The 26,608-nt window shown below is 56.7% G+C and carries 24 protein-coding genes; 16 read left to right on the top strand and 8 right to left on the bottom strand.

What is annotated here, in order from left to right; all coding sequences use genetic code 11:
• The first annotated feature begins 24 nt into the window (after positions 1–24).
• From ilvN to trxB, 9 genes are all read left to right on the top strand, one after another.
• Positions 25–540 carry an acetolactate synthase small subunit gene (gene ilvN / locus MY069_RS01965; protein WP_482796740.1) on the top strand — a complete coding sequence of 172 codons (516 nt, stop codon included), beginning with the start codon at positions 25–27 and terminating at the stop codon, positions 538–540.
• Positions 537–1,604, top strand: a complete 1,068-nt coding sequence (locus MY069_RS01960; RefSeq protein WP_482795398.1) for a WecB/TagA/CpsF family glycosyltransferase — start codon at positions 537–539, stop codon at positions 1,602–1,604. The genes ilvN and MY069_RS01960 overlap by 4 nt, the downstream gene beginning before the upstream one ends.
• Positions 1,605–1,618: 14 nt before the next feature.
• Complete coding sequence (gene ilvC, locus MY069_RS01955) at positions 1,619–2,635, top strand: ketol-acid reductoisomerase (RefSeq protein ID WP_482795397.1); 1,017 nt, start codon at positions 1,619–1,621, stop codon at positions 2,633–2,635.
• 162 nt (positions 2,636–2,797) lie between these two features.
• Positions 2,798–4,261 carry a glucose-6-phosphate dehydrogenase gene (gene zwf / locus MY069_RS01950; RefSeq protein ID WP_482795396.1) on the top strand — a complete coding sequence of 488 codons (1,464 nt, stop codon included), beginning with the start codon at positions 2,798–2,800 and terminating at the stop codon, positions 4,259–4,261.
• 5 nt (positions 4,262–4,266) lie between these two features.
• Complete coding sequence (gene edd, locus MY069_RS01945; protein WP_482795395.1) at positions 4,267–6,102, top strand: phosphogluconate dehydratase; 1,836 nt, start codon at positions 4,267–4,269, stop codon at positions 6,100–6,102.
• The gene (locus tag MY069_RS01940; protein ID WP_482795394.1) at positions 6,092–7,069 is read left to right on the top strand and encodes a glucokinase; all 978 of its coding nucleotides are present in this window, start codon (positions 6,092–6,094) and stop codon (positions 7,067–7,069) included. The genes edd and MY069_RS01940 overlap by 11 nt, the downstream gene beginning before the upstream one ends.
• Positions 7,066–7,707: a bifunctional 4-hydroxy-2-oxoglutarate aldolase/2-dehydro-3-deoxy-phosphogluconate aldolase gene (gene eda / locus MY069_RS01935; protein WP_482795393.1), complete on the top strand. Its 642-nt coding sequence runs from the start codon at positions 7,066–7,068 to the stop codon at positions 7,705–7,707. Before MY069_RS01940 ends, eda begins: the two co-directional genes overlap by 4 nt.
• A gap of 1 nt (position 7,708) precedes the next feature.
• A complete protein-coding gene (pyk, locus tag MY069_RS01930) occupies positions 7,709–9,103 on the top strand; it encodes a pyruvate kinase (RefSeq protein ID WP_482795392.1) in 1,395 nt (464 codons plus the stop codon).
• Positions 9,104–9,214: 111 nt separating this feature from the next.
• A complete protein-coding gene (trxB, locus tag MY069_RS01925) occupies positions 9,215–10,192 on the top strand; it encodes a thioredoxin-disulfide reductase (protein WP_482795391.1) in 978 nt (325 codons plus the stop codon).
• 3 nt (positions 10,193–10,195) lie between these two features.
• On the opposite strand, the gene MY069_RS01920 is transcribed toward trxB, so the two are convergent.
• Positions 10,196–10,951: a hypothetical protein gene (locus MY069_RS01920; protein WP_482795390.1), complete on the bottom strand. Its 756-nt coding sequence runs from the start codon at positions 10,949–10,951 to the stop codon at positions 10,196–10,198.
• 166 nt (positions 10,952–11,117) lie between these two features.
• Here MY069_RS01920 and MY069_RS01915 point away from each other — a divergent pair, with 166 nt between their 5' ends.
• Positions 11,118–12,086 carry a hypothetical protein gene (locus tag MY069_RS01915; protein ID WP_482795389.1) on the top strand — a complete coding sequence of 323 codons (969 nt, stop codon included), beginning with the start codon at positions 11,118–11,120 and terminating at the stop codon, positions 12,084–12,086.
• 172 nt (positions 12,087–12,258) lie between these two features.
• On the opposite strand, the gene MY069_RS01910 is transcribed toward MY069_RS01915, so the two are convergent.
• On the bottom strand, positions 12,259–12,705 hold the full coding sequence (locus tag MY069_RS01910) for a helix-turn-helix domain-containing protein (RefSeq protein WP_482795388.1): 447 nt from the start codon (positions 12,703–12,705) through the stop codon (positions 12,259–12,261).
• 181 nt (positions 12,706–12,886) lie between these two features.
• Here MY069_RS01910 and MY069_RS01905 point away from each other — a divergent pair, with 181 nt between their 5' ends.
• Genes MY069_RS01905 through ligA form a run of 3 tightly spaced genes read left to right on the top strand, consistent with a single transcriptional unit; the run spans position 12,887 to position 17,564 of the window.
• A complete protein-coding gene (locus tag MY069_RS01905) occupies positions 12,887–13,720 on the top strand; it encodes an outer membrane protein assembly factor BamD (RefSeq protein WP_482795387.1) in 834 nt (277 codons plus the stop codon).
• Positions 13,721–13,758: 38 nt separating this feature from the next.
• A complete protein-coding gene (gene recN, locus MY069_RS01900) occupies positions 13,759–15,456 on the top strand; it encodes a DNA repair protein RecN (protein WP_482795386.1) in 1,698 nt (565 codons plus the stop codon).
• Positions 15,453–17,564 (top strand): NAD-dependent DNA ligase LigA, encoded by a 2,112-nt coding sequence (ligA, locus tag MY069_RS01895; RefSeq protein WP_482795385.1) that lies wholly within the window; start codon positions 15,453–15,455, stop codon positions 17,562–17,564. Before recN ends, ligA begins: the two co-directional genes overlap by 4 nt.
• Here ligA and MY069_RS01890 read toward each other — a convergent pair.
• A complete protein-coding gene (locus MY069_RS01890) occupies positions 17,561–19,372 on the bottom strand; it encodes an aminopeptidase P family protein (protein ID WP_482795384.1) in 1,812 nt (603 codons plus the stop codon). The two genes, ligA and MY069_RS01890, sit on opposite strands and share 4 nt — an antisense overlap.
• Before the next feature lie 148 nt (positions 19,373–19,520).
• Here MY069_RS01890 and MY069_RS01885 point away from each other — a divergent pair, with 148 nt between their 5' ends.
• Positions 19,521–19,712, top strand: coding sequence for a hypothetical protein (locus MY069_RS01885; RefSeq protein ID WP_482795383.1), 192 nt, complete (start codon positions 19,521–19,523; stop codon positions 19,710–19,712).
• On the opposite strand, the gene MY069_RS01880 is transcribed toward MY069_RS01885, so the two are convergent.
• The gene (locus MY069_RS01880; protein ID WP_482795382.1) at positions 19,709–21,100 is read right to left on the bottom strand and encodes a 50S ribosomal protein L11 methyltransferase; all 1,392 of its coding nucleotides are present in this window, start codon (positions 21,098–21,100) and stop codon (positions 19,709–19,711) included. The genes MY069_RS01885 and MY069_RS01880 overlap by 4 nt on opposite strands.
• A gap of 119 nt (positions 21,101–21,219) precedes the next feature.
• Between MY069_RS01880 and dapB the strand changes: the two genes are divergently transcribed.
• A complete protein-coding gene (gene dapB / locus MY069_RS01875; protein ID WP_482795381.1) occupies positions 21,220–22,020 on the top strand; it encodes a 4-hydroxy-tetrahydrodipicolinate reductase in 801 nt (266 codons plus the stop codon).
• On the opposite strand, the gene MY069_RS01870 is transcribed toward dapB, so the two are convergent.
• Positions 22,017–22,523, bottom strand: coding sequence for a DinB family protein (locus MY069_RS01870; RefSeq protein ID WP_482795380.1), 507 nt, complete (start codon positions 22,521–22,523; stop codon positions 22,017–22,019). The genes dapB and MY069_RS01870 overlap by 4 nt on opposite strands.
• A gap of 23 nt (positions 22,524–22,546) precedes the next feature.
• Positions 22,547–24,784 carry a DNA topoisomerase IV subunit A gene (gene parC, locus MY069_RS01865; protein ID WP_482795379.1) on the bottom strand — a complete coding sequence of 746 codons (2,238 nt, stop codon included), beginning with the start codon at positions 24,782–24,784 and terminating at the stop codon, positions 22,547–22,549.
• A gap of 88 nt (positions 24,785–24,872) precedes the next feature.
• Between parC and MY069_RS01860 the strand changes: the two genes are divergently transcribed.
• The gene (locus MY069_RS01860; RefSeq protein WP_482795378.1) at positions 24,873–25,556 is read left to right on the top strand and encodes an extensin-like domain-containing protein; all 684 of its coding nucleotides are present in this window, start codon (positions 24,873–24,875) and stop codon (positions 25,554–25,556) included.
• A gap of 15 nt (positions 25,557–25,571) precedes the next feature.
• On the opposite strand, the gene MY069_RS01855 is transcribed toward MY069_RS01860, so the two are convergent.
• Together MY069_RS01855 and recO are read right to left on the bottom strand one after the other, a co-directional pair.
• On the bottom strand, positions 25,572–25,766 hold the full coding sequence (locus tag MY069_RS01855; RefSeq protein WP_482795377.1) for a hypothetical protein: 195 nt from the start codon (positions 25,764–25,766) through the stop codon (positions 25,572–25,574).
• Positions 25,767–25,851: 85 nt separating this feature from the next.
• Positions 25,852–26,577: a DNA repair protein RecO gene (recO, locus tag MY069_RS01850; RefSeq protein ID WP_482795376.1), complete on the bottom strand. Its 726-nt coding sequence runs from the start codon at positions 26,575–26,577 to the stop codon at positions 25,852–25,854.
• Between the last annotated feature and the right edge of the window lie 31 nt (positions 26,578–26,608).

The raw sequence follows: 26,608 nt of genomic DNA, 5'->3' as shown, positions 1-26,608 counted from the left end.
GATAGCCCAGCCAGTGCCTATGATATGAGCCATGTCGAAGCAGATGATGAGCGCCGCACCCTCGCGGTCATCGTCGACAATGAACCCGGCGTATTGGGCCGGGTCGTCGGGCTATTCTCCGCGCGCGGCTATAATATTGAGAGCCTAACCGTGGCCGAAGTGGATCGTGATCGCCACCGCTCGCGGATCACCATCGTGACTGCCGGGACGGCGCAAACGCTCGAACAAATCGAAGCGCAGCTTCTCCGATTGGTGCCCGTCGCCAGCGTTACCGATATCACGCGATCCAAGCGCGGCATCGAGCGCGAGCTTGCTTTGATTAAAGTGGCTGGTGAAGGTGAGAAACGCGTTGAAGCGTTGCGGATTGCCGAGATCTTTCGCGCCCGCGTAATCGATACGACGAATAAGAGCTTCATCTTTGAGCTCACTGGCGCCAGCGACAAGATCGACCAATTTTGCGCGTTGATGGACCCGCTGGGCCTGGTCGAAGTTAGCCGTACCGGTGTCCTATCGATTAAGCGAGGTGCCGAAAAAGGATGAGCTCACCGTTCGACCGCGATGTCTGGGCTATCTTTGGGATGCCGCTCGACAATGTCACTCTTGATGGGGCCGCGCGCCTGATCGAGCGGGCGGTCGAGACGCGAACGCGTTTGTCTTTCGTGACACCGAATGTGAATTGGATGGTCCGCGCGCTGAAAAATGACCACGCCCTGCGCCAAGTCATCAACGCTGATCTTAGCCTACCCGATGGGGCGCCTGTGGTTTGGCTGGCGCGTCAACTTGGGATGCCGCTAAAAGAACGCGTGGCCGGAGCGGATCTGTTTGAGCGGCTACGCACAGATGGATCAGAGGCGGCGCTGCCGATACGGATCTTCTTTTTTGGTGGACGCGACGGGGCAGCAGAAGCAGCGCACGATACCCTTGAGCGAGAGCAGGGGCGTTTGATCGCGGCCGGATGGCACAATCCAGGATTTGGAGACGTTGAGAGCATGAGCTCCGCCGAGATCCGCGAAAAAATCAACCAGGCCAAACCCGACTTCGTCATTGTCTCCCTCGGTGCTGCGAAAGGGCAAGATTGGATCGAACGCAATCAATCCGAACTCGACGCGCCGGTGATCGCTCATTTGGGCGCCGTCGTCGATTTTGTCGCTGGATCTGTCCGGCGGGCGCCGGGATGGGTATCGCGTCTGGGCTTAGAATGGGCGTGGCGGATTTGCGCAGAGCCCGCGCTTTGGAAGCGCTATTGGAGTGATGGCAAAGATCTTCTCGCGATCATTCATGGCAATCTGGGGCCGCTCAAGAAAGCATCTCGACCGAAACGTGACGTACAGCCCATAGAAGCGGCCTTTAATGGTTCCGCGCTTTCGCTGTCCGGTGATCTGGTGGTCGAGACCCGAAATGGATTGCGAGAGAGTTTGGCTCTGGCTGCTGAAAAACCAAGCGATTGCCAGCTTGATCTGACTTCAGTTCAAACAATCGATGCCTCAGCGCTCGGCCAGTTGCGAATGCTGGAGCAAAGCCTGGCGCGACGCGGTAACCGCCTCGAAATTTTACCTTCAACCGAAATTGAACCGGCCCTGCAGGCCGCGAGAATGACCCTCTAAGGAGTAATGTAGAGATGAATATTTATTACGAGCAGGACGCAGACCTGGCCCTGATCCAGGGCAAGAAAGTTGGTGTTGTTGGCTATGGCAGCCAAGGCCACGCCCACGCACTGAACTTGAAAGACAATGGTGTGGATGTCCGCATTGGTTTGCAGGCCACATCAGCGTCAAAGCCGAAAGCGGAAGCCGAAGGCCTGACCGTGATGAGCCCAAGCGAAATCACCCAATGGGCTGACGTCGTGATGATCCTGGTGCCGGACGAGAAACAAGCCGTCCTTTGGGCTAATGAGATCGAACCGCATGTCCGCGACGGTCAGCACATCATGTTCGGTCACGGCTTCAACATCCACTATAATCTGATCCGCCCGCCAGCCGGTGTGGATGTGTCTCTGTCGGCGCCGAAAGGCCCAGGCCACACGCTACGTGCGCAGTACCAGATGGGCTTTGGTCTGCCTGGCCTGGTTGCGATCCATCAAGATGCAACCGGTACGGCGAAAGATGTTGCGCTGTCTTACTCAAAGGGCATCGGCAATACCCGCGCAGGCGTCATTGAAACCTCGTTCAAAGAAGAAACAGAAACCGATCTGTTTGGTGAGCAGGCTGTTCTTTGCGGCGGAATTGTCGAACTGATCAAATCAGGGTTCGAAGTTCTAGTGGAAGCCGGATACAGCCCTGAAATGGCGTACTTTGAGTGTCTTCACGAAACCAAGCTGATTGTTGACCTGATCTATGAGGGCGGCATCGCGAACATGAATTACTCGATCTCGAACACGGCTGAATATGGCGAATATGTCTCCGGTCCTCGCGTCGTCGACAGCGAGAGCAAGAAAGCCATGAAGGCCGTGCTTGATGATATTCAGTCGGGCAAATTTGCTCGCGATTGGGTGCTCGAAAACCAAGCTGGCGCGCCATCTTTCTTGTCGATGCGGGCGCGCACCAATGACCACTTGATCGAAGAGGTCGGTGAGAAGCTTCGCGGTATGATGCATTGGGCGCAGAATGACCGTTTGGTTGATAAAAGCCGGAACTAGTATCAGCTGAATTAAACCCAAATATGGGGCCCGGCCTGCGCAGGTCGGGCCTTTTCTTTTTGGCGCTCTATGAATTGGCCTTCGGGATCCCTCTGAAGCGTTGACACCGCTGTCACATCGGCGCATACCGAGCCTGGAAAAACGATATAAAAAGGGAGCGGTATGGCGGAGTTTATTCCCGTTGGCTCGTTCGACATTGTAATATTTGGCGGCACTGGCGATTTGGCGCGCCGGAAGCTTTTGCCGGCCTTGTATCATCGCTGGGCGGATGGACAGATCCCCGAGGATTCTCGAATCATCGGTGTCTCACGATCGGAGATGGACGATCAGGCGTTTCGCGCGTTTGCCTTTGAGGCTTGCGAAGAGGCGACACCCGATAGTCTCAACAAAACGGAGTGGAAGAAGTTCGAGAAGCACCTTCACTATGTCGCTATGGACGCGACGCAGCCCGATGCGGATTGGGACGATCTGAAAAATCTGCTAACGATCCAAGATGATCGGCCGCTGGTTTTCTATCTGGCGGTAACGCCGAAAATCTATGTGCCGATCTGTGAAGCGCTTGGCAAAGCTGGGTTGAATGCGGGCACGTCTCGCGTGGTTCTTGAGAAGCCTGTCGGCACGGATTTGACATCTGCGCGCGCGATCAATGCTGGTGTCGGCGCCGTGTTTGCTGAGGAGTGTATCTACCGGATCGACCACTATCTCGGCAAAGAAACGGTTCAGAACCTGATGGTGCTGCGATTTGCCAACTCATTGTTCGAGCCGCTTTGGAATCGCACCGCGATTGATCACATTCAGATCACCGTATCTGAACATTATGGGGTCGGTGATCGGGTCGGCTATTATGATGGCTCCGGTGCTTTGCGCGACATGGTTCAAAACCATTTGCTGCAATTGCTATGCTTGATTGCGATGGAGCCGCCAAACTCGATTGATGGCGATGCGATCCGCACCGAAAAGATCAAAGTCCTTGAGGCACTCCGCCCAATCGCTGCAGAAGATGCCGGTGAAAAGACCGTTCGCGCGCAATATGTGAAAGGCGCTGTGGATGGTGAAGCGGTGCCGGGTTATATCGACGAGCTTGGCGAGAAAAGTAACACTGAAACTTTCGTGGCGATTGAAGCGGCGATTGATAATTGGCGCTGGGCGCGCGTGCCGTTCTATCTGCGCACCGGCAAAAGGATGAAGGACCGGCATTCAGAGATTGTCGTCCAGTTCCGGGATACGCCCCATTCGATGTTCGGCGGTATTGAGAGCCAATCCAATCGCTTGGTGATCAATGTCCAGCCCGATGAAGGCGTGAGGCTATATCTACAGATCAAGGAACCGGGGCCGGGCGGTTTGCGGATCAAATCGCTGCCGCTGAACCTGTCCTATGCGGATAATTTCTTGGTTCGTTACCCAGATGCCTATGAACGTCTTTTGATGGATGTCGTTCGCGGAAATCTCTCGCTGTTTATGCGCCGCGAAGAAGTCGAAGCGGCTTGGAAATGGGTGGACGGTTTGCTCGCTGCTTGGGAGCAGGCAGATGTGCCAATGCGATCCTATCAGGCAGGCCTTGAAGACGGACCGGTCGAAGCCCGGCTGATGCTTCGCCGAGACAATCGAGATTGGTGGGAGGCTTAAGCCCAATGACCAAAATCCATGACACCATCGCCGAGGTCACAGCGCGGATTGAAGCGCGCAGCAAAGACAGCCGCGCGGCTTATCTTGAGATGATCCGGGCCCGGCGTCCCTCCGGCTTTGCGCGGGCAAAACTGACTGAGGGCAATCTGGCGCACGCTTCTGCTGGGTGCGCGGTCATGGATAAAACGCAAATCCTCGGCAATGGCTGGCCCAATATCGGCATCGTCACGAGTTATAATGACATGCTCTCGGCCCATGCGCCGTTTGAAAACTATCCTGAGATTATCCGCGACGAGGCACGGAAAAATGTCGCCACCGCGCAAGTCGCAGGCGGCGTACCGGCTATGTGTGACGGGGTTACTCAAGGCCAAGACGGGATGGAGCTCTCGCTCTTCTCTCGCGATGTGATCGCGATGGCGTCTGCTGTGTCGCTGAGCCATGATGCCTATGATGCGGTCCTTAATCTCGGGGTCTGCGACAAGATTATTCCAGGTCTAGTAATTGCCGCCTTGCGCTTTGGCTGGCTGCCGCACCTCATGGTGCCAGCGGGGCCAATGCCATCCGGTCTGCCCAATCCAGAAAAGCAGCGTATCCGACAAGAGTTTGCCCTCGGCAATGTCGGTCGAGACGAATTGCTTCGCGCCGAATCCGAGAGCTATCACACCCAGGGCACGTGTACGTTTTACGGCACCGCGAACTCGAACCAGATGCTGATGGAAGTCATGGGCTTCCATATGCCGGGTGCGGCGTTTCCAAATCCCGGCACACCGCTCCGCGAGGCGCTGACGCGCGCGTCAGTTCGCCAAGCGCTCTCGAATTCGATTAAAGGCACCTATCGTCCGACAGGCGAGTTGACCGACGCGCGAACCTTCGTCAACGCACTGGTCGGCTTGATGGCGACTGGCGGGTCGACCAATCATGTCTTGCACATTCCGGCTATGGCCGCAGCGGCGGGATATGAGGTCACGCTGGAAGACTTCGCGGATGTCAGCAATGTGGTGCCTCTACTCTGCCGGATCTATCCAAACGGGCCTGCGGATGTGAACCATTTCCACGCGGCTGGCGGCATGGGGTTTGTGGTCGGACAACTTCTGAAGGCGGGCCTCCTGCAAGGGGACGCACAAGGCGCCTACGGTCCGATCAGCACATATTCACAAGAGCCTTGGCTTGATGGCGATGAGTTGAAATGGCGCGAAGCCCCGACCGAGAGCGGCGATCTTGATATTATCCGTCCGGTCGAAGATCCGTTCTCGACCTCTGGCGGGCTGCAGATGCTCGATGGGCCACTCGGGCGCGGCGTGATCAAGACCTCTGCCGTCAAAAAAGAGCGCCATACTACCGAAGCGCCCGCGCGTGTTTTCGAAAGCCAAGATGCAGTGAAAGCCGCCTTCCAAGCCGGAGAGCTTGATCGAGATGTTGTGATTGTGGTCCGCTTCCAAGGCCCAGCTGCGAATGGCATGCCTGAGCTGCACGGCCTGTCCGGCGCGATCGGCGCCCTGCACGATAAAGGGCATAAAGTGGCGCTGGTAACCGACGGCCGCATGTCCGGCGCGTCGGGTAAGTTTCCCGCTGCCATTCATGTCGGTCCAGAAGCCAGTCGCGGCGGCCCCCTCGCGCGGGTTCAGGACGGCGACATTATTCGACTGGATGCGGTTGAGGGACGGCTCGACTTGAATGTCGACGAACGCGAATTTGAAGGCCGCAAGCCGGTGCCGTTCCGGCCAAATATATCGTCCATGGGATTGGGTCGAGAAATGTTTGGCGGGTTCCGGTCTTCGGTCAGCAATTCAGAGCAAGGCGGCAGTGTCTTCTCAATGTTGGGGGAACATAGTGCCAGATAGTGTATTAGTCGGGGATATTGGCGGAACGAATGTGCGCTTTGGGCGCGCGCGCCTTGGCTTTGCTGGCCATCCCGAAGTTGAAGATATCACCGTTTTACCAGGAGATGATTTCGGCTCATTCGATGACGCGCTGCATGTCTATCTTGGCCAATTGGGGAATAACCGGCCGCACCAAGCGCTGTTTGCGTTTGCGGGTCCCGTGCGGGATGGCGTGGTCCGTCTCACCAATCGCAATTGGACAGTGAATAGTAAGGAGATCGCCGAGAAAACGGGGCTAGAACGCGTACGCCTTGTCAACGATTACGCGGCGATGGCGAGATCTATTCCGGAATTGGGGGATGAGAGCTTTCGGGTCCTCAATGCCGGACGCACACCAGATGAACGCGCGCCGATCTTAGTGGCTGGCCCTGGCACGGGGCTTGGCATGGCGACTCTTCTACCGGAAGGCGAACGCGGCTGGCGTGTGATGACCGGTGAAGGCGGGCATGCCGCTTTTGCGCCGCGCTCTGACCGCGAATGGGAACTCACCAAACGCCTCCAGCAGCGCCATGGATATGTCTCGAAAGAACTCGTCTTGTCGGGCTCTGGCTTAGATGCCGTGCACGAAGCGCTGTGCGATATTGATGGTGTTGATTGGGTCTGCACCCCGCCAGCGGAAATCATGCGCCGGGCTGCGGAAGGCGATCAGATCTCGAGAGATATTTGTGAAATTCGTGCCGGCGCCACGCTAGATGCGCTTGGCGATGCAGCCCTGATCAATGGAACGCGGGGCGGCGTGGTGATCACGGGCGGTGTGGCGGAGCGATTGGTGGAATGGTTGGCAAGACCCGCAGCACTTTCACGCTTCTTCGAGCGTGGACCCATGAGCCACTACATGGAACCCATTCCAATTCGGCTATTGATGCAGGGCGAGGCGGCGCTTATCGGAGCGGCAGCGCTACATTTTGATGAGGATGCCGACATATGATCAATCTCGCTAGTTTTCGTGAGGCCCTGCACGGCGCACCCATCGTTCCAGTTCTGACGGTCACCGACGTCGCGCATGCAGCGCCGCTCGCCTCAGCGCTTATCAATGGCGGCTTGCGCAGCGCGGAGGTCACCCTTCGGACGCCAGATGCGCTGGAAGTCATCACCGAGATGAAAGCCGCCGAGCCAAGCCTTGTTGTCGGGGCCGGAACCATCTGTTCAGAAGGCGACGTGGATGCAGCGCTGAAAGCGGGCGCAGACTTTTTGGTCTCACCGGGCGCCGGTCCCGAGCTGCTCAAGGCTTTGGCTTATCATGATGGTGTGATATTGCCGGGTGTTGCGACCGCAAGCGAAGCCATGGCGCGGTTTGAAGAAGGCTATGGTGTGCTCAAATTCTTCCCGGCCGAGGCGTCGGGCGGCGCGAACTTCTTGAAGGCTTTGGCAGCGCCGCTGCCGCATATCGATTTTATGCCAACCGGCGGCGTGAAACCGCATAATGCAAAAGACTATCTGTCGCTTCCGAATGTCATCGCGGCTGGCGGAACGTGGATTGCCTCACCAGCGGAAATGGAAGCTGGCGATTGGGCTGGAATCGAGGCCAAGGTTCGAGAAGCGGCGGAATTGGGCAAGGATATCTAGGATGAATAGGCGAGCAGAAGGGCTGCGAGGACGATGCGCGAAAATCGTGGCAACCCTAGGACCCGGAAGCTCAGCCCCCGGCACAATCCGATTGCTGGCCGAAGCCGGTGTCGATGTTTTCAGACTGAACTTTAGCCATGGTGAGCAGGAAAAGCACAAGCAAACCTGCGAGACGATCCGAAGAACGGAAGAATTGCTTGGCCGCCCAATTGCGGTCCTCGCCGATCTTCAAGGTCCGAAAATTCGCGTCGGCAAGTTTCCGGGTGGAGCCCTGAAGCTAGAGATGCGCGGCGAGTATGAGTTGGTCGTGGGGGCCGAAACCGATGCGCCCAACACGATCGCAGTGCCGCGCAAGGAAATCCTCTCGGTCTTGGAAGAGGGCGACACAATCCTCGCCGATGATGGCTTGTTGATCTTCACAGTGATTGAGGCGGGTAAGAGCCCGAAAGTTCGTTCCGAACTGCCCGGCGTGTTGAAAGACCGAAAAGGCTTCACAGTGCGCGGCAAAGCGCTGCCAGTACCAGCGCTTTCAGAAAAAGATCGGAGCGATCTCGCGTTCGCCCTCGAAATGGGGGTGGATATTGTCGCGCTGTCCTTCGTGCAAACGGCTGAGGACATTCAAGAGGCCAGGAGCTTGATTGGTGATCAGGCGATGATTGTAGCAAAGCTCGAAAAACCTGCGGCGATCGACAATTTGGATGCCATTGTAGACGCCACGGACGCGGTGATGATTGCGCGCGGCGATCTGGGGGTAGAGTTCCCGCCCGAAGAAGTGCCGCTGATTCAACGCCGTATTGTTCGTGTGTCTCGCAATGCGGCCAAGCCGGTTATCGTAGCGACGCAGATGCTAGAAAGCATGGTCGAGAACGCCGCGCCGACGCGCGCTGAGGCCAGCGATGTTGCCACAGCCATCTATCAAGGCGTTGATGCGGTGATGCTGTCCGCTGAGACGGCTGTTGGACGCCACCCGGCGACAGCGGTTGCGATTATGAACCGGATCATCCGTGCGGTCGAAAAGGCCGACGATTATCGCCAGGCGTTGGTGCAATATGATGGCGGCGGCGAGGCCTATGACGATGTCGACACCACCGCGACGGCCGTGATGGCAATCGCCGAACGCAACGACACGCCGCTCGCATTGCGGACCGGAGACATTTTCCGCCTCGCACAATTCTCTCGCGTTCGTGGTACCAAACCCATTCTTTATGGCTCACTTGACCAAAAGCGCCTGCGCCAAGCGCAGCTTTTATGGGGCGTAAACTCAGCAAATATGGCGCCGGGTGACGACTGGGCGCGCCGATTGATGAGCACAGCGTCGCTCGAAGGCCCTGTGACTTATGCGATGTGGCGGGGATGTGAAGGCGTATGGGCTTGGGAAATGGGCGTTGAGTCTTAAGCCCAGCTTCACGCGGCTGTGAGGTGATTGCCCTCTTTATTATCTCTGCGCGAATCCCCATAACCAGCGCTGAACTGATTTGCGCCTTAGAACAGGCAGATGGAGAGCGTTATGGCGGATACCGCTGGCGACACACGTCATACTGAGATTTTGATTATTGGCTCGGGCCCAGCCGGCTGGACCGCGGCCGTCTATGCTGCTCGCGCGATGCGCGACACGCTCGTCGTGGCTGGATCACAACCCGGCGGACAGCTGACCATCACGACAGATGTTGAGAATTATCCCGGATTTGCCGAAATCCAGGGCCCCGATCTGATGGAAAAGATGAAAGAGCACGCGCTGAAAATGGGCGCTAATCTGGCTGAGGATCACATTACGACGATCGATCTCGAGACTCGTCCGTTTAAAGCGGTTGGTGATAGCGGTACGGTCTATACCGCAGATGCCGTGATCATTTCGACTGGCGCTCAGGCCAAATGGCTCGGCCTTCCGAGCGAGCAAAAATTCCAAGGCTTTGGCGTTTCCGCCTGTGCGACCTGTGATGGCTTCTTCTATCGCGAGAAGGATGTTGTGGTCGTCGGCGGCGGAAACACAGCGGTTGAGGAAGCGCTGTTCCTGACCAATTTCGCGTCGAAAGTGATCTTGGTTCATCGACGCGACAGTCTGCGCGCCGAAAAAATACTGCAGCACCGTTTGCTCAACCATCCTAAGATTGAAGTGCGTTGGAATACGACGCTTGATGAAGTCGTTGGGGATGAAAACCCGCTCGGCGTCACGGCAGCGCGGTTGAAGAATGTCGAAACTGGCGCAGTCGACGACGTACCGGTGCACGGGATCTTCATCGCGATTGGACATGCGCCATCGACCGAACTCTTTGTCGGTAAGCTCGACATGCACGATAATGGGTATTTGATCACAGCGCCGGATTCCACGGCGACAAATATCCCGGGCGTGTTTGCTGCCGGGGATGTGACCGACGAGACTTACCGCCAAGCCGTTACGGCGGCAGGCATGGGCTGTATGGCGGCGCTCGAAGCTGAGAAGTTTCTCGATGAAGTGAACGCTCTGGAGTCGATTGCCGCGGAATAGCGGTCAGAGCATTTGCGCGGCGGTTTGTTCCGCTGCTTTCCAGTTTTTCTGATGAAGCTTCGCGCTGAGCCATTCGGCGCGTTGCTTCATCACGCCTTCAAGCTGGGATTCTGCTTGGCAATCGAGCGCCACGGATAGGACGGCATGAATCTCGTCCCGGTGGCGTTTGGCATTGAGCGCTGTCAGGGCTCTCGCATATTGCCAGTGAATAGCGGCATCGTCCGGAGCCGACTGAATGGCAGCCTGATAATGCGCACGCGCTTTGCGGACCGAAGCGCCCATAATCGAACCACCGATTGCCCCTCCGCGTCGGCGTACCTCCAAATGCCAAACAGCGAGAAACCCGTGTGCGTATTTATTGTCAGGGTCGTCGCGGAGGGCGGCCTCGGCGAGCCGTTTGGCCTCTTCGCCATAGCCAGTCCGCATCGCTGCACGCGTGGAGAGTGGACGTGCCTTTAAAGAAAGGGCGATGGCGAGTTGCAACCGGGCTTCGACATGATTGGGATCAAGCGCCAGCGCTTCTCGCGCATTTGCCTCAGCCGCATCCAATAAGTGTGGCGGAGGCGCGTAGTCAGGCGCGCTCACTGCTTCAGCGAGGAGGCTGCGGGCAGAAAAGGCTAGATTATCGGCGGTGGGCAGGGTCGCAGAAAGCAGAACAGCCTCGTGATATCGCCCTTCAGTGAAGGCAACCCGTTGCGCCTCATCCTCCGCCATGGCGGCCGGTGAGGCGAGGAGCAGTGCAGCGATAATCCACCTCATTTGAAGGAGGATAACCCGATTTCGATGACGGGCTAATCACAAATTCGCGTGGCGCGCGAAATCGGTCGGGGATCCAATTAGTATGCGTTTTCTAGACATTTCGAATATCTGAGGCGCCAATGAGGAATGGCAAAGGGTCGTTCCCCTATTTCAACGGAGCCTAGACATGGCGAAGAAAGACAAAAAAGAGAAGAAAGCGAAGAAGGCCGAGAAAAAGGCCAGAGCGCAATTCATGGGTGCAGCCATCGAAGCTAAAGGCTTTGACGTGGCGCACAAGATTTGGCTTGCCGGCGTTGGCGCCTATGGCAAAGCCTATGACGTTGCCACTGAAGGTGTTGGCAAAGTCAGCGGCCAAGGCGAAGTCATGTTTGAAGATCTCGTAGCTCGCGGCGAAGAAATCGAGAGCGATGTTCGCGCGCGCCTGACGTCTAACACTGCGATCGCGAAAATGACTGAGCAGATGGGCCGTGTTGCTGAAGAAGCTGCTAAGGTTCGTGGCCGTGTTGCGGAAGCAACTGGTGAAGCGACTGAAGTTGTTTCAAAGTTCCAGTCTGAGCAGCGTGAGCGTCTGGAAGCCCGCATGGAGCGCATGCGCGAAGCTCTCGGCATCAAGCAGTTTTCTTTGAAGTCTAAGAAAGCTGAAAAACTGCACAGCAAGCTCGATGAGCTTGAAGAGCAGGTTGCGGACCTTCGTGCCAATGCGGACGGCGCTGACGACAAAGTCAAAGCCCGCGTCGAGCGTTTGAGCGAAGAAATCGCGTCAGTTGGCGGAAAAGCTAAAAAGGCCAAGAAGGCCAAAAAAACCAAAGCTAAAGTGAAAGCTGCTCCAAAGGCTGCGCCTAAAGCGGCAAAAGCTAAAGCAGCCCCAAAAGCCACGACCGCTCCGGCAACGGACGAAAATGGCGGACTCAAAAAGCCACTGGGCAAAGCTGATGATTTGAAACTGATCAAAGGCGTTGGTGCGGTGCTTGAGCGTCGTCTTAACGATGCCGGCATCTATCACTTTTGGCAGATTGCGAAACTTCGCAAAGCCCAAATGGATTCTCTCGAAGGATTACTGCGTTTTCCAGGTCGTATGACCCGTGACAACTGGAAAGCTCAAGCGCGTGCCCTCGCAAAAACGGTTGCTGGTTAAGCCATACGTTTTTGTCATGCTGGACGGTATGGGTTTCCAAATCTCATACTTTCCGGTATGAACGCGCCTAGTAGAGTATCGGTAGAGTGTAGAGGGGAGGTCTTTTTGACCTCCCTTTTTCATATTCTACGGGCGGTTCAGCCGAGTTTTCTCATTGTCTCAAAAATTGATTCTATCGAATCGGAGCGCGCGCTTCATGCACGCCATTGCTGGACCCTGTTTCCGCGTTTTCCGGCTCTTCGTCAGCCATTGCCCGAACGAGAGAGACGAGCACGCCTTTGAGGCGTTCGTCTTTGATGCGGGCAAAACTGCGAACAAATTCCATCAGTAGGCGCGATGATCCAAGCTCGTCAAAATCGTCGCTGGAGGCATCAGACTTAACCGGGTCGAAGAACCAACCGGGTGATACTTCAAGCCGCGATGCGATCAAATAGAGGCGACCCGCGCTAACCCGGTTTGCGCCGGTCTCGTATTTTTGAATCTGCTGGTACGAAATCCCCAGGGACTCGCCGAGCTGATCCTGGGTGAGGCCCATCAGAATTCGACGACGCCGGATGCGGTCACCAACCAGGCGATCGACTTCACTCGCTGTCAAATAGGTGTTTTCTAGGTCTGTCATAGCGGCCTCGCGTGGGCGCACGGAATAGTGCGTACCCTCTCAGATGGAAAACTAGGTCGATCCAAGTTTGTGACAAGTATGTAAATCACAGTCACATTGCGGGTCTTGGCACAGTGTTGCACTTTACAAATTTCGCCCCGTGGGGAAACTGGCGCGAAACCAACAATGGGCCTTACATCTCATGCGTAAAGTACACTTCGCTCTGCTTACGACAATGGCTTCGGTGCTTGCAATCACAGCCTGCCAAAACTCCAATCGCCGTCAGGAATTGGCGTATGTCGAGCGTCCGGTTGAGCAGCTCTATGCGCGCGCTGTCGATGAGCTTGATCAGCGCGATTTCCAGCAATCAATTTTGCTGTTTAACGAGGTTGAGCGTCAGCACCCTTATTCAGAATGGGCGCGTCGGTCCTCGCTAATGTCCGCATTCGCATCTTACGAATCACGCGCCTATGACGAGGCGATTGCAACCTCGCAGCGTTATTTGTCGCTTAATCCCGCCGGGCAGGGGGCGTCTTACGCCTACTACCTGATCGCGGTGAGTTATTTTGATCAGATCATGGATGTTGGTCGTGATCAGAAAACAACTGAACTCGCGCGCGACGCCTTGCTTGATGTTGTGCGGCGCTATCCTGAGTCAGACTATGCCCGGGACGCAACGGTAAAGCTTGATATGGTTCGTGATCAGCTGGCCGGCAAAGAGATGGAAATTGGCCGCTGGTATCTTCGCCGTAACCAGCATTTGTCTGCCATCAACCGATTCCGTACCGTTGTCAGCGAGTATGAAACCACTAGCCACACACCCGAAGCGCTTCACCGTTTGGTTGAGGTCTATTTGTCCACCGGCCTCAAGCAGGAAGCGCTCGCGGCAGGGGCGGTCTTGGGATATAATTTTCCCGAAAGTGTATGGTATGAGTATTCATATCGCCTCTTGAGCGGGCAAGGCCTCGATCCAGAAGGGGCCACGGAAGCGCAAAAAAGAACGTGGCTTCAACGCCTTATCCCAGGTGGAAAATAGAGCTTGTTCTCATTTTGTTCTTTTGGTAATAAGGGCGCATGTTATATGCGCTTTCGATCCAATCTTTCGTTCTAATTGATCGTCTCGATCTCGAGGCGGCGGATGGTTTTACAGCCCTAACCGGTGAGACGGGGGCGGGTAAATCGATCATTCTGGATGCTTTGGGCCTTGTCATGGGTGGGCCGGCTGACCGGAAGCAAGTCCGCGTTGGTGCCGAACAAGCGAATATCTCTGCGGAATTTTTGTTGCCGCCGGCGCATCCGGCTTGGGATGTTCTGGCACGGCATGACCTTACCTTCGATCGCAATGAGATGCTGGTCCTTCGGCGGACCGTGTCGCAAAACGGCCCCTCACGCGCTTTCGTGAATGCACAATCAGTGGCAGCAGCGATTTTGGCTGAATTAGCAGAAGTCTTGGTCGAAATTCACGGCCAACACGCCGCCTCTAGCCTGATGCGGCCATCGACTCATTTGGAACTTTTAGACACCTATGGCGGGCTAGACACCCTTGTTGAAACGTGTCGGAAATCTTGGCTCGCTTTTGACGAAGCGCGAGCCGCTCGCCAGCAATTGGAAGCGGATGTCCAATCTGCGCGCGACCGTCAAGAATGGCTCACTTTCGCCGTCGAAGAGCTGTCGAAAATGGCGCCTGAACAGGGGGAAATTGAGGCTTTGACGACCCGTCGCGGGGCGTTGCTACAGACCGAGCGGATTACAGATGCGGTGGCCGAATCGACCAAGGCCTTGTCTGACCCGAAACTTGAAGACGCGCTGATGCGCGCTGCGAAGGCGGTCGACCGCATTGTCCGGATCCCGGGCCTTGAGAGTTTAGACGATAAGCTGCCCACGGTGGCTGGCGGCGCTTCGGAAGCGTTAGAGCGGACGCTGATTGAGCTTTCAGAAGCCCAATCCTGCGTGTCGACTTTGGCGCAATATGCCGAACATGATGCGACCCAGCTCACCATCGTCGAAGAGCGCTTGTTTGCGCTGCGAGCCCTTGCGCGGAAATATGACAGCCAGCCTGAGCATCTGGCTGAGACTCTCCAGAGGTTTCAACAGGAATTGGCCTTATGTGATTCAGATGCCGAGGCGTTTGAACAAGCGGTCCAATGTGAAACGGACACGCGAGCAAAATGGCAAGCCGCGGCGGACCGTTTAAGTAAGTCGCGGCAGCAAAAAGCGGTGCACCTCGAAAAAGATATTCAAGCCCAATTGGCACCTTTGCATCTGGGCCGAGTTCGTGTGCGCGTCGCCTTCTCACCCATAGGGGAAGACGATAGCGGGGCCCGCGGCTTGGAGCGCGCTGCGTTTGAAGTGCAAACCAATCCTGGCGCCAGCTTTGGGCCATTGAAGGCTATCGCGTCAGGCGGCGAGCTGGCGCGGTTCTCCCTCGCGCTGAAATGCGCTTTGAGCGAATCGGGCAAAGCCTGCACGCTGATTTTCGACGAGGCCGATCAAGGCGTTGGTGGCGCGGTCGCCGCGGCAATTGGAGATCGGCTCGGTGACCTCGCAACAGATCGGCAAGTCTTTGCCGTCACCCATAGTCCGCAAGTGGCGTCTGCGGCAGCCCGGCAATGGCGGGTGATGAAAGAGATGAATTCCAAAGATCAAGTTTTCACACATGTTGCGCAATTAGATGATGGCCAACGGCTTGAAGAAATCGCGCGAATGTTGTCAGGCTCCAGCATTACCAATGAGGCGCGCGCCGCCGCATTGAAATTGCTGGAGGCGGCATGAATGAAGAAATAGCGGTTGAGGCGCTGACTGAGGATCAGGCGCGCAAAGAGCTTGCGCGGCTGGTCACGGAAATCAAACTCGCTGATGCGTCTTATTATAGCGAAGACAATCCGCACCTCAGCGATGCAGAATATGACGCCTTGCGTCGCCGCAATCTCGCGATCGAGGCGCGGTTTCCGCATCTGAAACGCTCTGATAGCCCGAGTGACATTGTCAGCGGCGGAGTCAGCGATGGATTCGGAAAGATTGAGCATGGCGTTCCGATGCTCTCCTTGGACAATGCGTTCACCGATGAAGATGTCCAAGACTTTGCAGACCGTATCCGGAGGTTTCTTGGCCTCGAAGCGGATGAGCCGCTCGAAATCACTGCCGAGCCCAAAATCGATGGCCTGTCTTTGAGCCTCACTTACCAGGATGGAAAGCTCGAAAAAGCGGCCACGCGCGGCGATGGTCAGGTCGGTGAAGACGTTACCGCGAATGCCCGAACTTTGGATGATGTACCTGACACCCTTCTTGGAGAAGGGTGGCCGGCCCGGATCGAAATCCGCGGTGAAGTCTATATGAGCGATGAGGCGTTTGCAGCGCTCAATGAGGTCGAAGAAGCGGCGGGGCGCAAACTTTACATGAACCCGCGCAATGCCGCGGCGGGCAGCCTTCGCCAGAAAGATCCATCCGTGACCGCCCAGCGGCCGCTCAAATTCTTCGCCTATGCCTGGGGCGAGGTGTCGGAGTCATTTGCAGAAACCCAAGTCGACGCCGTGCGATCCTTGTCCAATTGGGGCTTTGACACGAATGCGCTGTTTCAAGCGCATGAGCGGGTTGAAGGATTGCTCAAGGCCTATCGCGATATGGTCGAACGCCGCGCCGGTCTGGGATACGATATTGATGGCGTCGTCTATAAGGTGAACCGCCTTGATTGGCAGCAACGGCTCGGAAAAGTCAGCCGGTTCCCGCGCTGGGCCATTGCTCACAAATTCCCCGCAGAGAAAGCGGTAACTGTTTTAGAGGCGATCGACATCCAAGTTGGGCGGACGGGATCGCTGACGCCTGTGGCGCGTCTGAAGCCGATCACGGTGGGCGGCGTGGTGGTTTCGAACGCCACATTACATAATGAAGAAGAAATCGAGCGGCTCGATGTCCGCGTCGGCGATCAAGTCGAAATCCAGCGCGCTGGCGATGTGATCCCACAAGTTTTGCGCGTGCTGGATCCAGACCGCGCGGATCGCTCCGCACCGTTTGAAATGCCGATGACCTGTCCCGAATGCGGCTCAGCGGCGATCCGCGAGGTCGATGATAAAGGCAAAGAAGACGTGCGTCGGCGCTGTACAGGCGGGCTCATTTGTCCGGCGCAAGCGATTGAGCGGCTCAAGCATTTTGTATCTCGCAAAGCGCTCGATATCGATGGCATTGGCGCCAAACAAATTGAGCTTTTCCATGAGCGCGGTATTGTCAGCGCCCCGCAACACATTTTCCAGCTTCCCATCCGAATCGAGGCGGCTGGATACCCGCCTTTGGCGGAATGGGAAGGCTTTGGCAGCGTCTCTGCAAACAAACTGTTCGCCGCGATTGATGAGCGCCGCAAAGCTCCATTTGCGCGCTTCCTGAACGGGCTCGGTATCCGGCATGTTGGCCAAACGACATCGGACTTATTCTCTCGGACCTTTGTGAAATGGGCGGAGTTTTGGAGCGCAGTCGAATCGGCGCGCGATCATCCCGAAGGTGAGGCCGAACAGGCGCTGGTCTCGATTGATGGCATCGGCGGCGCTGCGGTGGGGGCGCTGAAAGCGTTTGCCGCCGAGCCACACAATCAGGAGATGATGGCTGAGCTTATGCAAGAGCTAGACATCCAAGATGGCGAAGCACCCGCCAGCGAAAGCCCGGTTGCGGGGAAAACCGTCGTGTTCACCGGGACGCTGGAAGCCATGACACGCGATGAGGCGAAAGCCCGCGCGACGGCGCTCGGCGCAAAAGTCTCTGGTTCCGTCTCTGGGCGGACTGATATTCTCGTCGCGGGCCCAGGCGCCGGATCGAAACTGAAAAAGGCGCAAGATCTCGGCGTCTCTGTGATGACCGAGGCGGAATGGATCGAGCTGATCAGCGACCTCTAGAGGGGCTGACAGGCGGCCTGCATCCAGGTCGCGGCTTTGCCATCGATAAGCGGGCCGAGTTCGGTCATCACGCGCTGATGATAGTCATCTACCCAGTCGCGCTCTTCTTGAGAAAGCAGACTGATATCGATGAGGTCTCGCGCGAGTGGCGCGAAAGTTAGGCATTCAAAGCCCAACATGGCGCGATCGCCGCCCTCAATTTCTTCTGGCGGGGTGACATATTGCAGGTTCTCGATCCGGATGCCGTACGCGCCTTCTTTGTAAAAGCCCGGCTCGTTTGAGACGATCATTCCCGCCATTAGCGGAATAGCGTTCCACGCTTTTGCGATGCGTTGAGGCCCTTCATGCACGCCGAGATAGACGCCAACCCCGTGGCCGGTGCCATGATCATAGTCCAAACCAGCCTGCCATAAGGCGTGGCGCGCCAACGTATCGAGATGCGTGCCCGTCGTGCCGGCGGGGAAGCGCACGCGATCAAGTGCAATATGGCCCTTCAAAACCAATGTATAGTGGCGCCGCATATCCTCAGACGGCTCCCCAATCGCAACGGTACGAGTGATATCGGTGGTGCCATCAGGATATTGGCCGCCACTATCGACCAGATAAAGCGAGCCGCGCTCCAGCTTGCGGTTGGATGCGGACGAGACACGGTAATGGGGCAGGGCGCCATTTGGACCTGCGCCGGAAATGGTCTCAAACGACATATCTTTCATGCTCGTATCCACCGATCGGAAGTCGAGCAGTTTCAGAGCCGCGTCGATTTCGGTATAGGTGCCGGATTGGGCGTCGGTATCGAGCCAATGGAGAAAACGGGTTACGGCGACGCCATCTCGACGATGCGCGGCGGCTGTACCAGCGAGTTCCTCTGCATTTTTGCACGCTTTGGGGAGCAGCACCGGATCCGGCTGACGTACAAGCGTTGCCCCAGCCGCCTCTAAGGCTTGGAAGAACCATGCAGATGCCAGTGCCGGGTCGAGGCTGACAGATTTACCGCTCAGTTCAGAAAGGGCGTCAGGCAGGGTATCGATGGGCGCCAGTGTGACTTGATTGCCGAGATGTTCCCGTAAGCCTTCGCTTTCTTTGGCAGGGTCTGCGAACAAGGTTGCGCTGCCATCGCTGCGAACAATGGCCCGGGCAAGCGGCAGCGGCGAACAGGCGACATCGCCGCCGCGAATGTTGAAGAGCCATGCAATGCTCGCTGGCGCCGTGATCACTAAGGCATCCGCGCCGCTTTCTTTGAGCGATGTGGCAATTTCGGCGCGTTTTTCAGTTGCGCTTTGTCCGGCAAATTCGAGCGCGTGCGGTTCGATCAATGCGTGCGGTTGGTCAGGGCGATCCGACCAAGCGAGATCGACAGGATTGTCGGCGACGGCTCGGATTGTTGCTCCGGCTTTCGTGGCAGCCGTTTGGAAGGCCGCGACATCATTCGGTGTCATCAACGCGGCGTCATAGCCAAGCGTTTTTCCATTTAGGTCTTGTGCGCTCAGCCAGCCGAAGGGGCCGGGGTCTGGGACATGAACCCGCTCGAATAAATCATGGTCGGTTTGTTCCGCGGCTTGAATTGTGTAGCGGCCATCTGCGAAGAGGGCGGCGCGGTCCATCAAGATCATCGCGGAGCCAAAGGAGCCAGTAAATCCGCTCACCCAAGCCAGGCGCTCATTTGCATCGGGCAAGTACTCGTTTTGGTACTCGTCTTCATGCGGCACGTAAAATCCATCGAGCTGCAGGCGCTTCATCTCGGCGCGCAGTTTTGGAAGATTCTCGCGGCCAATCTGTGGGCCGCCTTTGACGTCAAAGTTCTGTTTCATGCGATTTGAATAGTCCTGAATGAAGCGAGGTGCAAAGCCGAAACTGAGCTATGCAATAATGCATGATAATTTACAGTTTTGTATATTCTTTTGCAACAATCATTACCTATATAGCGGTCACAATAAAAAACCTCCCAGGACGAGTATAATGAAAATCAACTCTATTTTGCGCGGCCATTCTGGCCTTCAAGCTTTCATTCCGAGCATTTCAAAAAATGTTCAGGAGATCATCCCTCATAGCGGCGTTACAATCGCTGTCAGCGATGAGGATCTGGCCGCTTCTAAACCACGGCTTTTGGCGACCCGAACGGCGCGCCACGCACGCCGCCTATCGCACTAAGCACTGCGCTTTAAGACTAAGGTCGACCAGCCGTCTTTGCGGATCCGTTTGACCAAAGATAGGCCGCGCCCGGTATAGGCGGCGCGGACCAAAGGTTCCTGTCGGGTCAAAAGGCCCGACAGGATGATGTGGCCACCAGGGGCTATCATCGGCACCAATTTTGGCGACAATCGTGTCAGCGGGCCTGCCAGGATATTTGCGAAAATTAGGTCATACGGCGCCACCGATTGAATGATCCGATTGGTCGCTCCGCGCGTGTGATACGTAACAAACTGATTTGCGACATTGTTTTTACGCGCGTTCTCATTGGCGACGGTTACGCTCTGTTTGTCGATTTCGGTGCCAATCGCGCGCTGGGCTCCCGTCTTTATCGCCGCGATGGCGAGCACACCCGATCCGGTCCCAACGTCCAAGACTTTCGAGGGCACGCCTGATTTCAATACATGCTCATAGCCCAGCAAACAGCCAAGCGTTGTGCCATGATGCCCTGTCCCGAAAGCGGGACCCGCTTCGATCAAGATATCGGTTTTGCCCGGTGCGGTTTGCGTAAGCGCGTGACTCCCGGCCACGATAAAACGCCCCGCACGTACGGGCGGCAAGCCTTCGAGTGACAGGGTCACCCAATCGCGATCCTCTAAAGCTTCGATGACGGGATTGAGTTCTGGGGCCACTTCGCGGATCAGCGCGGCGCTGGCCTCGGCATCTTCTTGCGTCTCAGAATAAGCGTCCAACCGCCAAGTGAGGCGCGTGTCTTCTTTCGCGTCAACGGCGCCTGCGGGAGACGGATCCGTCCAAGCAAGCGTATCCCAAGCGGTTTCTATGGCGGCGCGCGGCCCTCGAGCAGAGATTTGGTACATGCGCGCGGCCTTAGCAGGGCAATCAAAGACTGCCGAGTGGCGTTTATCGTTGGTGCGGGACCGCCATTTCCGGTCATAATGCGCCCACGCCCGGGCGCGGTCATCATGGCCATTGCCAGCCAGGGCATAGTCGCGCTCGCGCCGTTCATCGTGGGACAAGACGTGTTTGTGTTCGCGGCTGTGGTGATGGTGTGGGCGGCTGTGGTGATGATGCTGGTAATGGCTGTCGACGCGGATGATGCGCCGGTGCGCGGAATGGGAGACGTGCGGCTCGACGACGCGTGAATAGGTACGGCGCTCGATGACAGGGTGGGTGTAGCGTCTGACATAAGTTCGCGTGGAATGATGCGTTGCGCCTGAGAGCTCCACACTTGAATGGGTTGGGCAGCAACAGCTGCCACTCACCGAATAAGTCGTGATGTCATGGCTATGATGGCCTTTGGATCCGTGGGAGTGGCTGAATTGTTGAGCCAGGCTCGGGAGGCTGACACACAGCGCCGAGGCCAATCCAGCAAGAGCAAATCTGATCATTTTTCCCTCCATCATCCGCCAGTTTCGGCTTTACTCATTATGCTTAACACAAATGCGGGCGCTGCCCAGGGTGTCGACATCTATATGGCCAGCGAGCCGAAGCTCTGTATAAGGCGGGCATGACGAGAATATTGAATATTGCGATTGCCGGATGCGCCGGCCGGATGGGGCGCCAACTGGTCGAAGCCGCGCACTGCGCCGGACACAAAGTCTCGGGCGGAAGCGAGGCGCCAGGGTCTGACACGCTTGGCAAAGACCTGGGCGTTCTGGCAGGGCTGGAGCCTATCGGTGTGGCGGCGCAAACGGATATCGTCAGCGCGGCTCAGACGGCAGACGTGTGGATCGATTTTACGGTCCCTGCGGCGACGCTGGCAGCGCTTTCGGAGACAGGTGCCCCCGCTTTTGTGATCGGAACGACCGGATTCTCAGACGCAGAAGAGCGGCAAATTCAGGTCGCGTCCAAAACCGCGGCAATTGTCAAAGCGGGCAATTTTTCACTGGGCGTAAATCTGCTCGAGGCTTTGGTGAAACAAGCCGCGGCGCGATTGGGGACTGACTGGGATATCGAAATCCTGGAAACCCACCACAAGCACAAAGTGGACGCGCCTTCGGGAACAGCGTTGATGCTCGGCGATGCGGCGGCCGCAGGTCGCTCGAAATCACTCTCAGAGGTACGCGCAGAACCGTATAACGGTCCAGATGCACAACGCGTCCCAGGTGAGATCGGATTCTCCGTGCGGCGCACGGGCGGCGTGATTGGCGATCACGAAGTGACGTTTGGCTCAGAGATGGAGATCCTATCCCTCCGCCACACCGCTCTAGATCGGGCCGTATTCGCCTATGGCGCCATCAAAGCTGCTGAGTGGGTCGCGAGCCAGCCCTCCGGGCTCTACGATATGAGCGACGTGCTCGGTGTCTAAAGATAAGCCTCTGGCATAAATGGAATGTCGGTGTCTTCGGGGCTGGCGCCTGCGGCTGTCAGCATGGCGTGTACTTGTCCGCGGTGGTGGGTTTGGTGATTGAAGACTTGCATGATGCAGATCGCCCGCGGGCTCGTCATGCCGCGTTGTAGCGTCCCGGAATACCATTCCAGATCGCCGTCTAGGTCTGCTTGAGCCGCGCCATCTGCCCAATTGAGGAAGCGTTGATCCGCTGCCGCGCGCCGGTCTTTTAAGGCGTCCCAATCATTATAGAGCGGGACTTCTCGTGAGGTGCCGGTTGGGGCTTCCCAGTCAGAGAGGCGGCTCATCCAAAGCTCATCTGCCCAAAGCACATGGGACAGCGTTGCGTGGATCGATTGAAAGAAGCTGCCGCGGTCTTTGCGTCGCTCAGCGTCACTTAGGTCATTGGCGGCCGCGTAAATGCTCTCATTCTGCCAACGATTATAGCGCGCCATGCGCTGCACATATCCAGGATTGATCATGCTGGGAGTTTAGCGCTGTAGGGCTAGCCCGTAAACTTGCCGGAGCGTGGGAAGCCGCGCATCGCCACTTTGCCAGCCTGTGCCCGTTTGCCGATCCATTCGCGCCATTCTGGGAAACCGCGCATTCGGCCCGCACTATCAGTGACAATCAGACCATCTTCGGCATGGAAGACGATGACATCTGCCAGCTTATCGGTGCCGCGATAGTTTTGCAGTTTATTGCCCTTACCGCGCGACATTTCCGGCAGCTCATCAAGTGGGAAGATAAGCAGCTTTTTGTTCGTGCCAATCACTGCGACATGGTCGCCTTTGGCCAGGTCCACGCTCAGAAGTTTGCCGCCATCAGGGACGGAGACAACCGATTTCCCGGCTTTGCGGTTCGATTCGAGTTCGCCCTCTTGGACGACAAAACCATAGCCCGCATCCGACGCCATGATCCGTTTGCGTGATCCATCGAGCTTGAACATGCCGACAATGTCTACGCTGTCTTCGAGATCGATTGAAATTCGGATTGGCTCGCCATGCCCACGTCCGCCCGGGAGTTTATCGCAGGTGAGCGTGAAGGCGCGGCCATCAGATGACATCAAGATCAGCTTATCGGTCGTGTGCACTTCCTCTGAGAAGAGCAGGGCATCACCGTCTTTAAACTTCGCAGAGGCCAGATCGATGCCGTGGCCTTTCATGCCACGGATCCAGCCTTTGGTCGAAAGCACCACGGTCACCGGCTCTTTTGGCATTGAGGCTTCGAGCGCGGCGCCGACGTCAATGATCGGCGCTTCGTCAAAGTTCGCGCGGCGGCGACCCAGTTCGGTGTTCGGATCGAAGACTTTGCGGGCTTCTTTCAGTTCTTTTTTGACCTTGGTCCACTGACGCGCTTCTGAACCTAGAAGGGCGACAATATCGCTGCGCTCTTCACTCAGCGACTCGTGTTCCTTACGGATCTCCAATTCTTCAAGTTTCCGCAAAGCGCGGAGACGGAGATTGAGGATGGCTTCAGCTTGGATTTCGGTGATCCCGAACCGGTCGATCATAACCTGTTTTGGATGATCCTCCTCGCGGATGATCCGGATCACTTCATCAATATTGAGATAAGCGATCAAATAGCCGTCGAGCAGGTGGAGGCGTTTTTCGATCTTATCTAGGCGGAATTGTGAGCGACGCACCACGACTTCGCGTCGATGGTCGAGATAGGCGCGCAGCACTTGGCGTAGCCCCATAACTTGCGGCGCACCTTTGTGCAGCACGTTCATATTGAGGCTAAAGCGCGTTTCGAGATCACAGATCCGGAACAGGCTTTCCATCAACACGTCGGGTTCAACCGTCTTCGCGCGCGGTTCTAGGATGAGGCGAATATCTTCGGCGCTCTCATCCCGAACATCGGCGAGCAGAGGCGCCTTCTTGCTCTCAATCAAGTCAGCAAGGCGTTCGATCAGTTTTGACTTCTGAACCTGATACGGGATCTCGGTAACCACGACTTGCCAGGTGCCGCGACCAAGATCTTCGACCGACCATTTGGCCCGCATGCGGAAGCTGCCGCGTCCGGTCTCATAGGCGTCGAGGATCGACTCCTTCGGTTCGACAATCACACCGCCGGTTGGGAAATCCGGTCCCGGCATCACTTCGAGCAGCTCTTCTGTTGATGTGGTCTTACGATCGACGAGTAGCAGCGCCGCATCAATCACTTCAGCGACATTGTGTGGCGGAATGCTTGTCGCCATGCCGACCGCGATCCCGGTGGCACCATTGGCGAGGAGATTGGGGAAGCCAGCCGGCAGAACCACAGGCTCTTCATCATTCTCATCATACGTCGGTTTGAAATCGACTGCGTCTTCGTTCAGACCGTCGAGCAGCAATTGCGCTGCTTCGGTCATCCGGCTTTCTGTATAACGCATCGCAGCGGCGCTATCGCCATCAATATTGCCGAAATTGCCCTGACCATCGACCAAAGGATAGCGAACAGAGAAATCCTGGGCGAGGCGAACCATAGTGTCATAGATCGAGGCGTCGCCGTGCGGGTGATAGTTACCCATGACCTCGCCGACGACTTTGGCGCATTTGCGATATCCGCCGTCAGGATTGAGCTTCAGTTCGCGCATACCATACAGAATGCGGCGCTGGACCGGCTTCAAGCCATCGCGGACATCCGGCAGGGCCCGAGAGGTAATGGTCGACAGCGCGTAGGCGAGATAGCGCTTGGTGAGCGCTTCGCTGAGCGGTTCGTTGATAATGCGATCGTCTTCTGGTTCCAAAAGATCGGTCATGCGCACCTCTAAAGTCTGCGATGGCGTAGAATCGCCACACTGATGTACACGTTAACAGAAAACGCCGATTGGTTAACGAAGGAATACCATGCGTCATTGGCGACTGATTTTATTGGGATTGGCCGTCATAGGATTGGCGTATCTGGTGCACCGGTTTTTGCCGTACCAGCACAATCCGCTGCGCCCGCCAGACCTCACAGAGCCTCTTGGGCTTGCCACTTATGGGAAGCTGACAGATCTCAAATATGACGAGGCACTGTGCCGGGCCAAACTGGAGGAAGCGGGGGTCGAGTTTGAGGTGGTGCGCGCCGACGGCGCTGAAGCCCGATGTCCGCTGGAGGAAACGCTGAGCTTAAAGCGTTCCCTGACGCCGTTTAATGCGGCGCCATTGCGGATGACCTGTCATCAGATGGCGGCGTTGCACATCTGGGAGCGCAATGTGTTGCGACCCGAAGCTGAAAAGATCTTTGGTTCCCCGCTTCGGCAGATCCAAACTTATGGCTCGTTTAGTTGCCGCAATATCGCAGGCACCGGCGTGCGGTCACAGCATTCTTATGCCAATGCGATCGATATTTCGGGGTTTGTGCTTGAGGACGGGACGCAAATTAGCGTCCGGCAGCATTGGCGTGAGAAAAGCGATGCTGGAAAATATCTGTCCCGGGTTCACAAAAAGGCCTGTCGATTGTTTTCGACCACTCTCGGCCCAGATTATGACGCTGCCCATGCCGATCATTTTCATCTCGACATGGGCAGCGTTGAAACTTGCCGTTAAAACAAAGCTCTAAGCTTAGTCTTGCTTGCAGGTATATCCGTCTTCGGTAACTTTTTCGACTGTTCCTGGACCGCCGCAAACGCGCAGAGCGGTTTCGGTGTTGCGGGCAATCTCTTCAGAATCTGACCAGTCGCCTTCATCCACGTGAACGCAACCAACAAGACCAAGGAGGGCGACGCTCATGGCGCCAAAAAGTACTGTTTTCTTCATTATCAGCCTCTAATCTAATCTCTATCCCAGAACACATTTCTCCCATGCGCAGATGAGTCTGAACGAAAGTTGAATAGGGCGGGATTTAGCCAATCAATTTTGGCACTAAACGGGCGCGCGATGGCGGCACCGGTTTGTGGACCGCGGAGAATAGACGTTCTTCCAAGAAATAGCCGGTCAATTGCAAAGCGGCTTCAATGTCTTCGGCCATGGCGAGGGCGCGGGGGTCGAGCAGGAAGGATGGCAGCGGAAATAGCCGATCAACATAGTCTTCGGCCTCTGATCCGCGCACCGCACGGCCGGTTTTGGGAGACACATGCGTGAGGCCATCATTTGCTCCCGAGAGCGCGCATTTATCCAAATCGAGTCCGAACCCAAGCGCCGATAGCAATCCTAGCTCCCAGCGGGCATAAAGCGCTGGCCAAACTGGCCAGGTGTCGAGCGCGTCAAGCAGAATGACTGTAGGGCCAAAAAGAGTAGAGCCCGCTGCATCGCCTTCATCGACAGCGCCGCGGAGCAAGGCAGCGATCGTGTTAATGGCGGCTAAGGCCTCTGGCCGGTCGAGATATCGTCCGGCACGGCTGGTGATGACCTCCGCCACGGTAAATCGCCCCAATTGTTCCTCGAGCCGGCCAGACCAGCTGAGTTCCACTGTGTTGCCAGGTTCGAATTGAGCGCGTTTCTTCTTGCTTGCCCCGCCATAGACCAAGCCAGAACGGCGTCCGCGTGTGGCGGTAAGAACATCGAGAATCAGGCCGCTTTCGCCAAAGCGCCGCCCGCCTAGAATTAGCGCTTGATCACGCCACTCCATGCCGGGCCTCCTCCTTAGGCTTGCGGCTCAT

It is taken from the genome of Hyphomonas sp. ske169, assembly GCF_056850855.1.
The sequence above is the reverse complement of the archived record's forward strand: the minus strand, read 5'-3'. Positions and strand labels throughout refer to the sequence as shown.

Bases quoted from the DNA above. Each gene is read 5' to 3' on its own strand.
- MY069_RS01915 (WP_482795389.1), top strand. From the start codon at position 11,118: ATGGCGAAGAAAGACAAAAAAGAGAAGAAAGCGAAGAAGGCCGAGAAA.
- ilvN (WP_482796740.1), top strand. From the start codon at position 25: ATGAGCCATGTCGAAGCAGATGATGAGCGCCGCACCCTCGCGGTCATC.
- dapB (WP_482795381.1), top strand. From the start codon at position 21,220: ATGACGAGAATATTGAATATTGCGATTGCCGGATGCGCCGGCCGGATG.
- trxB (WP_482795391.1), top strand. From the start codon at position 9,215: ATGGCGGATACCGCTGGCGACACACGTCATACTGAGATTTTGATTATT.
- MY069_RS01920 (WP_482795390.1), bottom strand. From the start codon at position 10,951: ATGAGGTGGATTATCGCTGCACTGCTCCTCGCCTCACCGGCCGCCATG.
- MY069_RS01860 (WP_482795378.1), top strand. From the start codon at position 24,873: ATGCGTCATTGGCGACTGATTTTATTGGGATTGGCCGTCATAGGATTG.
- MY069_RS01880 (WP_482795382.1), bottom strand. From the start codon at position 21,100: ATGATCAGATTTGCTCTTGCTGGATTGGCCTCGGCGCTGTGTGTCAGC.
- eda (WP_482795393.1), top strand. From the start codon at position 7,066: ATGATCAATCTCGCTAGTTTTCGTGAGGCCCTGCACGGCGCACCCATC.
- recO (WP_482795376.1), bottom strand. From the start codon at position 26,577: ATGGAGTGGCGTGATCAAGCGCTAATTCTAGGCGGGCGGCGCTTTGGC.
- MY069_RS01960 (WP_482795398.1), top strand. From the start codon at position 537: ATGAGCTCACCGTTCGACCGCGATGTCTGGGCTATCTTTGGGATGCCG.
- MY069_RS01855 (WP_482795377.1), bottom strand. From the start codon at position 25,766: ATGAAGAAAACAGTACTTTTTGGCGCCATGAGCGTCGCCCTCCTTGGT.
- MY069_RS01870 (WP_482795380.1), bottom strand. From the start codon at position 22,523: ATGATCAATCCTGGATATGTGCAGCGCATGGCGCGCTATAATCGTTGG.
- MY069_RS01885 (WP_482795383.1), top strand. From the start codon at position 19,521: ATGAAAATCAACTCTATTTTGCGCGGCCATTCTGGCCTTCAAGCTTTC.
- pyk (WP_482795392.1), top strand. From the start codon at position 7,709: ATGAATAGGCGAGCAGAAGGGCTGCGAGGACGATGCGCGAAAATCGTG.
- recN (WP_482795386.1), top strand. From the start codon at position 13,759: ATGTTATATGCGCTTTCGATCCAATCTTTCGTTCTAATTGATCGTCTC.
- parC (WP_482795379.1), bottom strand. From the start codon at position 24,784: ATGACCGATCTTTTGGAACCAGAAGACGATCGCATTATCAACGAACCG.
- zwf (WP_482795396.1), top strand. From the start codon at position 2,798: ATGGCGGAGTTTATTCCCGTTGGCTCGTTCGACATTGTAATATTTGGC.
- MY069_RS01910 (WP_482795388.1), bottom strand. From the start codon at position 12,705: ATGACAGACCTAGAAAACACCTATTTGACAGCGAGTGAAGTCGATCGC.
- MY069_RS01905 (WP_482795387.1), top strand. From the start codon at position 12,887: ATGCGTAAAGTACACTTCGCTCTGCTTACGACAATGGCTTCGGTGCTT.
- ilvC (WP_482795397.1), top strand. From the start codon at position 1,619: ATGAATATTTATTACGAGCAGGACGCAGACCTGGCCCTGATCCAGGGC.
- edd (WP_482795395.1), top strand. From the start codon at position 4,267: ATGACCAAAATCCATGACACCATCGCCGAGGTCACAGCGCGGATTGAA.
- MY069_RS01890 (WP_482795384.1), bottom strand. From the start codon at position 19,372: ATGAAACAGAACTTTGACGTCAAAGGCGGCCCACAGATTGGCCGCGAG.
- ligA (WP_482795385.1), top strand. From the start codon at position 15,453: ATGAATGAAGAAATAGCGGTTGAGGCGCTGACTGAGGATCAGGCGCGC.